The organism is Streptomyces spirodelae (assembly GCF_017676385.1).
GTDB lineage: Bacteria > Actinomycetota > Actinomycetes > Streptomycetales > Streptomycetaceae > Streptomyces > Streptomyces spirodelae.
In genome coordinates this window covers 79765-92836 of sequence record NZ_JAFFZN010000007.1, presented here as the reverse complement: position 1 = coordinate 92836, position 13072 = coordinate 79765, and the positions used below count along the sequence as shown (strand labels likewise).

Sequence of the window (13072 nt, the reverse complement as noted above, 5' to 3'; positions counted from 1 at the left end):
TGATGAGGGGGTGCCCCAGGGTGGGCAAGCGCAGCCCCCGTTGCCGGGTACGCAACTTGTGGAGAGGCACACCGTGTCGGACAGTTGCTTAGACGTCATACGGTCCTGGCTACCGCGCCGGCGGTGGTACGCGGGCAAGGGCCGCCCGATCGAGGCCCTGACCCTGGTGGCGGCCACCGAAGTGCTGCCGTACCGGGGCAGCGCCCCAGGGCTGCTGCATCTGCTGGTCGACGTACGACCACCCGGCGACTGCTACCAACTCCTCCTCGGCATCAGGGAGGCGCTGCCACCCGAGCTGGCGCCCGCCCTCATCGGGCGGCCCACGACAGGGCCGCTGCGCGGCACGGCCGTCTACGAGGCGTTGCAGGACCCCCGGCTGACCAGCCTCCTGCTGGAACGGCTGGCCACCCCGGGCAGCCTGGGACGGCTGCGCTTCTCCCAGACCGAGCGGTGGGCAGCGCCCCCGGCGCGGCCCACCCCGCGCCCCCTCGACGCCGAGCAGTCCAACTCCTCGGTGATATACGGCAACGCGGCGATACTGAAGCTGTTCCGCCGGGTGGAGCCGGGCATCAACCCGGACCTGGAGCTGACGTACGCGCTCGCTCGGCAGGGCAGCCCCCACGTACCGGCACCGCTGGCATGGTTCGAGTCGACAGCCGACGTCGGCGACCGCACCCTGGGCATCCTCCAGCCGTATCTGGCCGGCACCCTGGACGGCTGGCAGCTGGCGCTGCGGGCGCTGGCGCGCGGGGCGGACTTCACCGCGGCGGCCCACGCGCTGGGCCGTACGACGGCGCGGGTCCACACCGGGCTGGCCGAGGCACTGCCCACCGGCACCCTGACCGGCCCCGAGCTGATGCGGACGGCGGAGGGGATGGCGGGGCGCCTGGAGGCGGCCGGCGCGGCGGTGCCCGCGCTGCGGCCGTACCGGGCGGCACTGCTGGAGACCTTCCGCGCGCTGGCCGCGCTCGGCGCCCGCGGCCGGGGGCTGCGGGCGCAGCGCGTTCACGGCGATCTCCATCTGGGCCAGGCGCTGGCCCGGGGTGGCGGCACGGGCGCGGAGGACTGGACGCTCATCGACTTCGAGGGCGAGCCCGCCCGTCCGCTGTCCGAGCGCCGCGCTCCGCAGCCCGTTGAGCGGGACATCGCGGGCATGCTGCGCTCCTTCGACTACGCCGCCTGCCAGGGCCCGGCGGCCGGGGCCGAGTCGGCCCGCGCCCGTGCGTGGGCGGCTGCCAACCGGGCGGCGTACTGCGCCGGATACGCGGAGGCGTGCGGCCGGGACCCGCGCGAGGAGGCCGTGCTCCTGCGCGCGTACGAGACGGACAAGGCCGTCTACGAGGTGCTGTACGAGGCGCGCAACCGGCCCGCGTGGCTGGGCATCCCGCTCTCCGCTGTCCGGCGGCTGGCGGCACCGTCGTCGGCGCCCTCCGCATGAACGATTCTTCGCCACCGTCCCACCTGGAGGAAGCACGTGGCCCTCGACAAGCCGCCGTCCGAGCCCGGCAGGGCCGAGGCCCCGGCCCCGCTGCCCGCCGAGGAGCGGGCCCGGCTGCTGGCCGGTACGCACCACGACCCGCACGCGCTGCTCGGCGTGCACCCGGGGCCCGACGGGGTCGTGATCCGTACGCTGCGGCCGTACGCCGAGGCCGTCACCGTCGTCGCCGGGGGGTGGCGGGCCGAGCTGGCGGACGAGGGCGACGGGATGTTCGGCGGGGTCCTGCCGGCGGCCCCGGACTCCGTGCCCGCGTACGAGCTCGTGATCCGGTACGGCGCGGAACCGGGCGAGGACGAGATCACCACGGCCGACCCCTACCGGTTCCCGCCCACGCTCGGGGAGCTGGATCTGCACCTGATCGGCGAGGGCAGGCACGAGGAGCTGTGGCGGGCGCTGGGCGCGCATCCGATGACCGTCGACTCGGTGGCCGGCACCCGGTTCACCGTCTGGGCTCCCAACGCGCGCGGCGTACGGATCGCCGGGGACTTCAACCACTGGGACCCGACCGCGGCGCCGATGCGCTCGCTGGGCTCGTCGGGCGTATGGGAGCTGTTCCTGCCAGGGGTCGGCGCGGGCGCACTCTACAAGTTCGACATCGCGCGTCCCGACGGCTCGCACACGCTGCGGGTCGACCCGATGGCGCGGCGCACCGAGTGCCCGCCCGCCACGGCATCGGTGGTGGAGTCCTCGCGGTACGTCTGGCACGACCAGGAGTGGCTGACCGCGCGCGCCGACGCGGCGCCGCACCGGGAGCCGCTGTCGGTGTACGAGGTGCATCTGCCCTCCTGGCGTCCGGGGCTGTCCTACCGGGAGCTGGCCGGGCAACTGCCCCGTTATGTACGAGACCTGGGCTTCACCCACGTGGAGCTGATGCCGGTCGCCGAGCACCCGTTCGGTGGCTCGTGGGGCTACCAGGTGACGGGCTTCTACGCGCCGACGGCCAGGCTGGGCGCCCCGGACGACTTCCGGTACCTGGTCGACGCGCTGCACCGGGCCGGGATCGGGGTGCTGATGGACTGGGTGCCGGCGCACTTCCCCAAGGACGAATGGGCGCTGGCCCGCTTCGACGGGACGCCGCTGTACGAGCACCCCGATCCGGCGCGGGCCGAGCACCCGGACTGGGGCACTCTGGAGTTCGACCTGGGCCGACGTGAGGTGCGCAACTTCCTGGTCGCCAACGCCGTCTACTGGTGCGAGGAGTTCCACATCGACGGGCTGCGCGTGGACGCGGTCGCCTCGATGCTCTACCTGGACTACTCGCGCGGTGAGGGGCAGTGGACGCCCAATGCGTACGGCGGCCGGGAGAACCTGGAAGCGGTGGCCTTCCTCCAGGAGATGAACGCCACCGTCTACCGGCGCTGCCCCAGCGCGATCACGGCGGCCGAGGAGTCCACCGCATGGCCCGGGGTGACCCGGGCGACCCACCACGTCGGCGAGGGCGGCTTCGGCGGGCTCGGCTTCGGCTTCAAATGGAACATGGGCTGGATGCACGACTCGCTGGAGTACATGGCCAAGGACCCGGTGCACCGCAAACACCACCACGGCGAGCTGACGTTCTCGCTGGCGTACGCCTACGCGGAGAACTACATCCTGCCGATCTCGCACGACGAGGTGGTGCACGGCAAGCGGTCGCTGGTGGCCAAGATGCCCGGCGACTGGTGGCAGCAGCGCGCCAACCACCGCGCCTACCTGGCCTTCATGTGGGCCCACCCCGGCAAGCAACTCCTGTTCATGGGGCAGGAGTTCGCGCAGGGTGCCGAGTGGTCCGAGGAGCACGGGCCCGACTGGTGGCTGCTGGACCCCTCCTACCCCGCCGAGCCCGATCACCGGGGAGTACGCGACCTGGTGCGCGCGCTGAACACGGAGTACCTGGCGACGGCGGCGCTGTGGGAGCGGGACAGCGAACCCGCCGGGTTCGCCTGGGTGCTCGCGGATGCCGCGGACACCAACGTGGTCGCCTTTCTGCGGTTCGCCGCCGGTGGGAGCCCGCTGCTGGCGGTCTGCAACTTCTCCCCTGTGGTGCGGGAGGGCTACCGCCTGGGAGTCCCTGAGGGGTGGGATGTCTGGCGTGAGGTCCTCAACACGGATGCGCTCCGCTATGGCGGGAGTGGCGTCGGCAACGAGAAGCCGGTTCGGGCGGAACCCGAACCGGCTTCTGGTCACCCTGTCTCCCTTGGGCTGGTGCTGCCCCCACTCGCCACCTTGTGGCTGCGCCCAACTACGTGAGGGGCTGCCCCTTGCGGGGCGCTTCCCTCCGCTGCGCTTGGGCAGTCTGCTCCCCCGGACTCCGTCCGGGAGGTACCCCCAGGGCGCAGGGTGGGCAAGCACAGCCCTCATGCGGGGTACGCAAGACGCGACGTCAGGCCTGGGAGGGCACCCGGTCCAAGGGCTCGCTCTTGGTGAGGGGGTCGTGGGCCGGCGCCGGCCCGTGCGCTGTGGAGAGCGTCGTCTCATCGAACGGGAGGTGCCCACTCAGCACCTCCTGGACCCGCTCCCGGTCGATCTCCTTGGTCCAGGTGCCGATCAACACAGTGGCCACCGCGTTGCCGGCGAAGTTGGTCAGGGCGCGGGCCTCGCTCATGAAGCGGTCGATGCCGACGATCAGACCGACGCCGTCCACCAGTTCGGGACGGTGCGACTGAAGGCCGCCCGCCAGGGTGGCCAGGCCGGCGCCGGTGACCCCGGCCGCGCCCTTGGAGGCGACGAACATGAACAGCAGCAGCGAGATCTGCTCGCCGATGCCGAGCGGGTTGCCCATGGCCTCGGCGACGAAGATCGAGGCCATGGTCAGGTAGATCATGGTGCCGTCGAGGTTGAAGGAGTAGCCGGTCGGCACGGTGATGCCGACGACGGGCCTGCTGACGCCCAGGTGCTCCATCTTCGCGATCAGCCGCGGCAGCGCCGACTCGGAGGAGGAGGTGGAGAGGATCAGCAGGAATTCCCGGCCCAGGTACTTGAAGAGCGCGAAGATATTGACGCCGGTGAAGGCGCGCAGGATCAGCCCGAGCACGACGAAGACGAACAGGAAACAGGTGGTGTAGAAGCCGAGCATGATCACAGCGAGGGATTTCAGCGCGTCCACGCCCGTCTCCCCGACCACGGCTGCCATGGCGCCGAACGCGCCGACCGGGGCAGCCCACATCACCATCGCCAGTACCCGGAAGACCAGCTTCTGGATGTGCCCGATACCGCGCAGCACCGGCTCCCCGGCGCTGCCCATGGCCTGCAGCGCGAAGCCGACCAGCAGCGCGACCAGCAGGGTCTGCAGGACCTGCTCCGTGGTGAAGGCGGAGACCAAGGTGGTGGGGATGATGCCGAGCAGGAACTCGACCGTCCCCTGGCTCTCCCCTGCCTGTGAGGCGCCCGCGTCCCGCGCCGCGTCGGTCAGATGCAGCCCCTGACCGGGGTCCAGCACGTTGCCGACGGCCAGCCCGATGGCCAGCGCGACCAGCGACATCGCCAGGAAGTAGCCGAGCGCCATCCCGCCGACGGCACCGACCTTGGCCGCCTTGCGGACGGAGCCGATGCCCAGCACGATCGTGCAGAAGATGATCGGGGAGATCATCATCTTGATCAGGCTGACGAACCCTTCGCCGAGCGGTTTCAGCTCGGTGGCCACGCCCGGTGCCGTCAGGCCCAGGATCACACCCAGGATCACGGCGGCGATCACCGCGATGTAGAGGTAGTGCGTACGGTCCCGTTTCGCGCGTGGTGCTTCCGGCGCAGCGCCCGCTGCGGCCTGCTGCGGTGTCTTCTTCGACACGTCGGGGGCTCCTCGTCCATGGGTCACTTCACGACGTCTTCGCGGGAACGTCCAGGTGGACGGCCGATTGCGAATCCGGATCGTGCTGAGTCCCGGCGACTATGCAACACGGTGCGATGTGCGTCACCCTTACGTGCATTACGTGCACGGAACAAGCCACGGCAGACTGAGAGAATGCGCGTTCCCCGCCCCCGCTCACCTGTGCGGTCCCACCCGCGCAGCCTGGCGGGCCAGCTCTTCGCGATGCAGGTCGTGCTGGTCACCGCCGTGGTCGTGGGCTGCGCGGTGTTCGCGTACGTCTCAGCGAAGTCGCAGGCCAGGGACGCGGCCACGCACCGTGCCCGGGCGACCACACAAGCGGTGGCCGATTCTCCCTCCGTCCGCGAGGCGATCGCCTCGCCCGACCCCAGCAAGCGGCTGCAGCCGTACGCGGAGCAGGTACGCCGCGACACCGGCGTCACCTTTGTGACGATCATGGACACGAACGGCACCCGGTGGACGCACCCCGACCCCCACCGGATCGGCAAGCGGTTCGTCGGCCATATCGGCCCGGCGCTCAAGGGCCGCACGTTCGACGAGACCTACACAGGCACCCTGGGCCCCTCGGTCCGGGTGGTGACCCCCATCCGGGCCGCCGCGCACGACGGGCACCAGGGCCGGATCATCGGTCTGGTCAGCGCCGGGATCGCGGTCGAGACCATCGGCAAGCAGGTCAGCGCGCAGCTCACCGCCGTCCTCGCCGTCGCGGGCGGGGCCCTGGCCCTGGGCGCCGTCGGCACCTACGTGATCAACGCCCGGCTGCGCCGCCATACGCACGGGATGAACGCGGCCGAACTGAGCCGCCTGTACGCCTACCACCAGGCCACGCTGCACGCGGTGCGCGAGGGCCTGCTGCTGCTCGACGGGCAGGGGAGGGTCGCGCTCGTCAACGACGGCGCGCGGCTGCTCCTCGGCCGGGACGGTGACGAGGCACTGGTGGGCCGGCCCGTCGCCGAACTCGGTCTGCCGCCCGAGCTGACCGCGGCGCTGCTGGCCGACGAGGAGCGGGTGGACGAGGTCCATCTGACCGGCGAGCGCGTCATCGTCGTCAACACCGCGCCGGTCGACGGCGGGGAACACCGCGGCACCGTGGTGACCCTGCGCGACCACACCGAACTGCGGGCCCTGGCGGGCGAGCTGGACTCGGTGCGCGGCTTCGCCGAGGCGCTGCGGTCCCAGGCCCACGAAGCCGCCAACCGGCTGCACACCGTCGTCTCCCTGATCGAACTGGGCCGGGTGGCCGAAGCCGTACGCTTCGCCACCGAGGAGCTGGAGCTGGCCCAGGCTCTCACCGACCGGGTCGTCAGCGCCGTGCGCGAACCCGTACTGGCCGCGCTGCTGCTGGGCAAGGCGGCGCAGGCCAAGGAGCGCGGCGTGGAGCTGACGCTGACCGCGGACTCCGCCCTCGAGGAGATCTCCGGCCTGCCGCCCAGGGACCTGGTCACGGTGCTGGGCAATCTGATCGACAACGCGGTGGAGGCAGTCTCACCCGCCGGCCAGATCACCGTCACCGTCCAGCACACCGCCACCCCGGCGCCCGGCGAACTCGTCCTCCGCGTCGCCGACGACGGTCCAGGGCTGCCGCCCCAGGCCGGGGACCGCCTCTTCGAGCGGGACTGGACCACCAAGCCGGACCGGGGACACGGCATCGGCCTGGCCCTCGTGCGGCAGACCGCCGAGCGCCACGGCGGCCGGGTACGGGCCCGCGATCTGCCTGACGCGGGCGCCGAGTTCGAGGTGCGGCTGCCGCTGCGCCAGGAGGCACTCTCCAAGGAGGTGCTCCGATGACACTGCGCGTGCTGGTCGTCGAGGACGACCCCGTGGCGGCCGACGCGCACGCCCTCTACGTTTCCCGGGTGCCCGGTTTCGAGGTGGCGGCCAAGGCCCACTCGCGGGCGGAGGCACTCCGCGCCCTGGAGGAGGAGGCGACAGCACAGGCCGGCGGCATCGATCTGATCCTCCTCGATCTCTACCTGCCCGACGGCAGCGGCCTCGACCTGCTGCGCTCGCTGCGTGCTGCGGGCCATTCGGAGGATGTGTTCGCGGTGACCTCGGCGCGGGACCTGACGATGATTCGTGAAGGCGTCTCGCTCGGCGTCGTCCAGCACGTGCTCAAACCGTTCACCTTCCGTACGCTCAGCGACCGGCTGCTGCGGTACGCGGACTTCCGGGCCACGGCCGAGACGCGGGGCGAGGCGATCAGCCAGGACGAGGTGGACCGTACCCTGTCGGTGCTGCACGCCGTGCCGGCCGCCTCGACGCTGCCGAAGGGGCTGAGCGCGCCAACGCTCGCCCGGGTGACGACCCAACTGCGGGATGCGGCCGGCACCGGGCTGACGGCGAGTGAGGCCGCTGCGGCGCTTGGGGTCAACCGGATCACGGCGCGCCGCTATCTCGAACACCTCGTCGGCATCGGCCGCGCCGACCGCCACCAACGCTATGGGCAGGTCGGCCGCCCGGAGCACCATTACGTCTGGCGCCCGTAGCCGTACCCCGCATGGGGGCTGCGTTTGCCCACCCTGCGCCTTGGGGATACCTCACAGCCACATCGCACCGCAGCCTGCGACGTGCAGCGAGGGGCTCCCCTCACCAGCCCCAACTACTCCCTCCCGCACGGATATTGACCACAAAGGGTCCGTGGAGCCACCGTACTCAGGACCCGCCTGGTCCGAGGAGGCATGCCCGTGCGCCCCACCGCTCCGCAGATCCTCGCTCTCACCGCAGCCCTGGCCGCCGGAACGCTCACCGCCTGTGGCGGTGGCGGGGCCGGTGACAAGAACACCGTGCGCATCGCCTTCCACAAGGAGACCGACAACAAGGTCACCTTCCGCGACGACTACCTCAAGTTCGTGGCGAAGAAGTTCGAGAAGCGCTATCCGGGCAAGAAGATCGACCTGGTGCCGATCCAGGCGACGCAGCAGGACTACTACACCAAGATCCAGCAGATGATGCGCTCTCCCAAGACGGCGCCCGACCTGGTGTACGAGGACACGTTCCTGATCAACTCCGATATCAAGAGCGGCTATCTGCGCCCGCTGGACAACTACCTCGCCAAGTGGGACGACTGGAAGCAGTTCGAGCCCGCTGCCAAGCGGGCGGCCGGTGCGGCGGACGGGCAGACGTACGGGGTGCCGGACGGCACCGACACCAGGGGCCTGTGGTTCAACAAGAAGCTGTTCAAGAAGGCGGGCCTCCCGCAGGACTGGCGCCCGAAGACCTGGGACGAGGTGCTCAAGGCCGCCCGCACGCTCAAGCGGAAGGTGCCCGGCGTCATCCCGCTCAACGTCTACGCGGGCAAGGGTGCCGGTGAGGCAACGGCCATGCAGGGCTTCGAAATGCTGCTCTACGGCACCGGAAAGGACCCGCTCTACGATCCGAAGGCCAAGAAATGGGTCAAGGGCGGCAAGGGCTTCCGGGAGAGCCTGGAGTTCCTCGACACCGTCTACAGCGAGCATCTCGGCCCCGACGAGGACCAGATGGTCGATCCGAACGTCACCACGGACGTCGCCACCGAGCTGCTGCCGAAGGGGAAGCTGGCCATCGCGCTGGACGGCTCCTGGCTGAGCCAGTTCTGGATCAAGACGGGCGGCAAGCCGTGGCCGGAGTGGAAGGAGACGATGGGGCTGGCGCCGATGCCCACCCAGCACGGCCGGCCGCCCGGCGAGGTGAGCATGTCCGGCGGCTGGACCTGGTCGATCCCCCGGCACTCGGACAACCCGGACCTGGCCTGGAAGATGATCCGCACCATGCAGACGAAGGAGAACGCGGTCGAGTGGTGCATCCGCGGCTCCCAGGTGGCGGTGCGGCAGGACGTGGCCGACGATCCGCGCTACCGGAAGTCCATGCCGGGCACAAAGTTCTTCACCCAGCGCGTGGAGCACACCCACTACCGTCCCGCGCTGCCCGCCTATCCGCGGGTCTCGGCGGCCATCGCGGAAGCCACCGAGGCCGTGGCCACCGGTGACTCCTCACCGCAGGCGGCGGCGAAGGCGTACGACGAGCAGCTGGACGGGATCGCCGACGGCGCGACCGTCACCAAATGACCACCGCCACAGCCGCGCGTCGCACAGGGGTACTGCGGTGGCTGCCGCTGGCGCCCGCCACCACCGTGCTGCTGCTCTTCCTGGCGGGCCCGATCGGCTACTGCGTGGTGCTGGCCTTCACCGATATGCGGCTCACCGGGCAGGAGTCGGTGTCGTTCGTGGGGCTGGACAACTTCACCCGCGCCTTCGGTGACGCGCACTTCCGCAACGCGGTAGTCCTCACCCTGGTCTTCACCCTGGTCTCCTCGATCCTGGGCCAGAACACGCTGGGCCTGGCGCTGGCCTCGCTGATGCGGCGGGCCTCCAAGACCGTGCGGACGGTCACCGGGGCCGTGGTGATCAGCGCCTGGGTGCTGCCGGAGATCGTGGCTGGATTCCTGCTGTACTCCTTCTTCCACCGGGAGGGTCAGCTCAACGCGGTGCTGGACTGGCTGCAGCTGCCCGCCCAGAACTGGCTGGTGACGCTGCCGATCCTGGCCGTCTCCTTCGCCAACGTCTGGCGCGGCACGGCGTTCTCGATGCTCGTCTACTCGGCAGCGCTGGCCGAGATCCCGCAGGAGGTCACCGAGTCGGCCGAGGTGGACGGCGCGAGCGGCCGGCAGCGGCTGTGGTACATCACGCTGCCGATGATCCGCCGCTCCATCGGCACCAATCTGATGCTCAACACACTCCAGACGCTGTCCGTCTTCGGGCTGATCTGGGCGATGACCAAGGGCGGACCGGCCCACCGGAGCGAAACCCTGCCGGTCTTCATGTACGACCAGGCGTTCACCAAGTCGCTCATCGGCTACGGGACGGCCGTCGCGCTGCTGCTGCTTGTGGTGGGGGCGCTGTTCTCCACCGTCTATCTGCGGCTGATGCGGGAGGAGGTGAGCGCGCCGTGAGGCCACCGGACGGAGGCGGGCGGCGGGAGCGGACGGGGTGCTGCTCGGCGTACGCGGGGCGGCGGGAGCGGACGGAACGCCCGGCGGCCGGATGGGACCGGCCGCCGGACGGTGGTACGAACTGCCCGTCAGTCGCCCGACGGAGCGGTGCGGGGCTGCACGGGGGACAGCCCCGGCGCGGTCGGCGCCGTGATCAGCTCTGCGAGGAGCGGCGCTTGCGCGCGAAGACCACCAGGCCGCCGCCGGCGATGACCACGGCGGCCGCGATGCCGGCGATCATCGGGGTGTTGCTGGACGAACCGGTCTCGGCCAGGTCGTCACCGCCGCCCTGCGGCTTCTCGGCCGGGGCGCTGCTGCTGGGCTCGGACGCGCTCGGCTCCGGCTTCTCGCTCGCGCTCTGCGAGGGGCTGGCGCTGGGCGAGGGCGAGGTGGACTCCGACTCGCTGGGCGAGGGGGCCGGGGTCTGCGAGGGCTCCTCGGGCTTCTCGCACACCGGGGACGTCTTGGTCTCCGGACCCCACGAGAACTGGTCCCCGTCCGAGGCCACGACCTTGGCCGTGACGTCCAGCGGCTTGCTGTGCTCGGGCAGGTCCACCTTCTTGTGGAAGGTGCGGCCGAAGGTGTCGTCGATCAACACCTTGTCGCCGGCCTTGACGGTGACCTTGTTGCCCTCCGGTGCGTACTGCTTGAGATCGATCGAGACCGAGTCACAGGTCACCGACCACTGGGGGGTGTGTGCCTGGGCGGGGGCAGCCGCTATCGCGGTGCCGACGAACGCCGCGGCACCGGTCGCCGCGATGGCGACCGACCGCTGCCATCTGAGGCGCAGTGCTGTCATCGTTTTCCTTCCGGTAGGACCACGACCGCACGAGATGCACGTACGGCGGGTGACAGCACGGTACTCGCATCGGCAACGCACGACACACGGACCCCGCAATATCCAACTGTTGTCGGCCAAGGCCCAGTTCGCCGCACCTACACGGAACCTCCATGACCGCAGGTCGCGGGGGCGACGTCCACTCCACTCGAAGGAGGTTGCGATTCGGTGAAGTTGAGCAGGCGCGCCCGGGGGCGGCTCGCCGCCGACGCCGGACTCGTGGTGGTCCTGGCGGCGTTCGTGACGCCGCTCGCATGGCTGGTTCTCGCCTCCCTGGACGCCGAGGCGACGCTGCGGGTACGGCCGCCGGACTCCCCCACGCTGGAGAACTTCTCGGCCGTACTGACCGACGAGATCACTTTCACGCCGATGCGCAACAGCCTGCTGCTGTGCGGCGGCGCCACCGCCCTGACGGTGGCGTGTGCGGCGCTGGCCGCCTACCCGCTCTCGCGCTTCCGCTCCCGCTTCAGCCGCCCGTACCTGCTCACCATCCTGTTCACCACCTGCCTGCCGGTCACGGCCGTGATGGTGCCGGTCTACGGGCTGTTCGTGCAGATCAACCTGATCGACACGCTGTACGGCACAGCTCTGTTCCTGGCGGCCTCGCAGCTGCCGTTCGCCATCTGGCTGATGAAGAACTTCATGGACGGTGTGCCGCGCGTGCTGGAGGAGGCTGCCTGGACGGACGGTGCCTCGTGGTGGCAGTCGCTGCTGAGGGTGGTACTGCCGCTGATGGGGCCGGGCGTCTCGGTGGTGGCGATCTACAGCTTCGTGATGATGTGGGGCAACTTCTTCGTGCCGTTCATGCTGCTGCTGAGCCCCGAGCAGATGCCCGCCTCGGTCAGCATCTTCACCTTCTTCGGCAACTACGGCGCCGTCGTCTACGGCCAGTTGGCGGCCTTCTCCATCCTCTACTCGACCCCGGTGATCCTGCTGTACGTGCTCGTCTCCCGCCGGCTGGCGGGCGGCTTCGCGCTGGGCGCGGCGGTCAAGGGCTGAGCCTCGTCGGCCACTGTCCGTGTGAAGGCGTGCAGCAGCGCGGTGTCCGTACCCCGCACGGTCACCAACGCCAGCTCCGAGCGCGGCAACCCCTCGACGGGGACGTAGGCGATATCCGCACGGGCGTGCGCCTCAGCGGTGGGGCGGCACAGCAGCATGCCTCCGCGTCCCGCAGCGGCGTTGGCCAGCCCTTCCTGGAGCGTGGCCACAGCCGGACCGCGCGCAACAGTGCGGCCCCGGGGTGTGCGCGGCGGTGCCTGGTGGTCCCGCCAATAGCCGGGCGCCGGGGGCGCGGCGGCGATGAGGGGGCAGTCGGCGAGGTCCTCGGCGTCCAGCGAGCCGCGCCCGGCGAAGGGATGGTGCGGGGAGACGGCCAGCATCCACGGCTGCTCATTGAAGCAGGGGCCCACCACCAGATCGGGCTCCTCGACGGGCAGGAGCACGACGGCCGCGTCCACCTCGTCGCGCCGCAGCGGCCCGAAGGGGTCCGCCATGGTGATCTCCACGATGTCGGTCTCCACCCGTGGGTGGCGGGCGTGGAAGAGGCCGAGCGCCGCCGTCATCCGGTGGTTGGCGCTGCCCAGGAACCCGAGCCGCAGCCGCCCTGCCACGCACCGTGCCGCAGCGCGTGCCTCGTCCACGGCCTCACCCAGCAGACCGTAGGCGGGCCGCAGCTGCGCGAGGAAACGGGAGCCGAGCGGGGTGAGCGCCACCCGGCGGCTGGTGCGCTCCACCAGCCGCGCCCCGATCCGGCTCTCCAGGGAGCGCAGCAGCTGGCTGACCCTGCTCTGCGACACGTACAGCCGCTCACCGGTGCGCCCGAAGTGCAGCTCCTCCGCGAGGACGAGAAAGCACTCCAGCTCTCTCATCTCCAGCGAACGGATTCTGGTGCCGCCGTCCAACTCGGCCTCCTTCTGCTCGGCCTGCCGTGTCGATGAGCCCTGCTCATTGAAGGATGAGAAGTACGCC

Annotated in this window: 10 protein-coding genes; 7 read left to right on the top strand and 3 right to left on the bottom strand. The window is 70.7% G+C overall.

Annotated elements, in window-relative coordinates; translation table 11 throughout:
* Nucleotides 1-73 precede the first annotated feature (73 nt).
* Nucleotides 74-1438, top strand: a complete 1365-nt coding sequence (locus tag JW592_RS10190; protein WP_307805361.1) for a maltokinase N-terminal cap-like domain-containing protein — start codon at nt 74-76, stop codon at nt 1436-1438.
* A 90-nt stretch (nt 1439-1528) separates the two neighbouring features.
* On the top strand, nt 1529-3724 hold the full coding sequence (glgB, locus tag JW592_RS10185; protein WP_229375633.1) for a 1,4-alpha-glucan branching enzyme: 2196 nt from the start codon (nt 1529-1531) through the stop codon (nt 3722-3724).
* Between the two features lie 133 nt (nt 3725-3857).
* Here glgB and JW592_RS10180 read toward each other — a convergent pair whose 3' ends face one another.
* On the bottom strand, nt 3858-5261 hold the full coding sequence (locus JW592_RS10180) for a cation:dicarboxylate symporter family transporter (protein WP_209264637.1): 1404 nt from the start codon (nt 5259-5261) through the stop codon (nt 3858-3860).
* Nucleotides 5262-5435: 174 nt separating this feature from the next.
* On the opposite strand from JW592_RS10180, the gene JW592_RS10175 reads away from it, so the two are divergent.
* The 4 genes from JW592_RS10175 (at nt 5436) to JW592_RS10160 (ending at nt 10227) form a co-directional block, all read left to right on the top strand.
* On the top strand, nt 5436-7088 hold the full coding sequence (locus tag JW592_RS10175) for an ATP-binding protein (RefSeq protein ID WP_209264636.1): 1653 nt from the start codon (nt 5436-5438) through the stop codon (nt 7086-7088).
* Entirely contained in the window at nt 7085-7786 is a 702-nt protein-coding gene (locus tag JW592_RS10170; RefSeq protein ID WP_209264635.1) for a response regulator, read from the top strand. Before JW592_RS10175 ends, JW592_RS10170 begins: the two co-directional genes overlap by 4 nt.
* Nucleotides 7787-7984: 198 nt before the next feature.
* Nucleotides 7985-9343 (top strand): ABC transporter substrate-binding protein, encoded by a 1359-nt coding sequence (locus tag JW592_RS10165; RefSeq protein ID WP_209264634.1) that lies wholly within the window; start codon nt 7985-7987, stop codon nt 9341-9343.
* A complete protein-coding gene (locus tag JW592_RS10160) occupies nt 9340-10227 on the top strand; it encodes a carbohydrate ABC transporter permease (RefSeq protein WP_209264633.1) in 888 nt (295 codons plus the stop codon). Before JW592_RS10165 ends, JW592_RS10160 begins: the two co-directional genes overlap by 4 nt.
* 193 nt (nt 10228-10420) lie before the next feature.
* Here JW592_RS10160 and JW592_RS10155 read toward each other — a convergent pair whose 3' ends face one another.
* A complete protein-coding gene (locus JW592_RS10155; protein ID WP_209264632.1) occupies nt 10421-11065 on the bottom strand; it encodes an LAETG motif-containing sortase-dependent surface protein in 645 nt (214 codons plus the stop codon).
* Nucleotides 11066-11272: 207 nt separating this feature from the next.
* On the opposite strand from JW592_RS10155, the gene JW592_RS10150 reads away from it, so the two are divergent.
* A complete protein-coding gene (locus tag JW592_RS10150; RefSeq protein WP_372446477.1) occupies nt 11273-12103 on the top strand; it encodes a carbohydrate ABC transporter permease in 831 nt (276 codons plus the stop codon).
* Here the strand turns inward: JW592_RS10150 and JW592_RS10145 are convergent.
* On the bottom strand, nt 12016-12972 hold the full coding sequence (locus JW592_RS10145) for a LysR family transcriptional regulator (RefSeq protein WP_209264751.1): 957 nt from the start codon (nt 12970-12972) through the stop codon (nt 12016-12018). The two genes, JW592_RS10150 and JW592_RS10145, sit on opposite strands and share 88 nt — an antisense overlap.
* Nucleotides 12973-13072 lie beyond the last annotated feature (100 nt).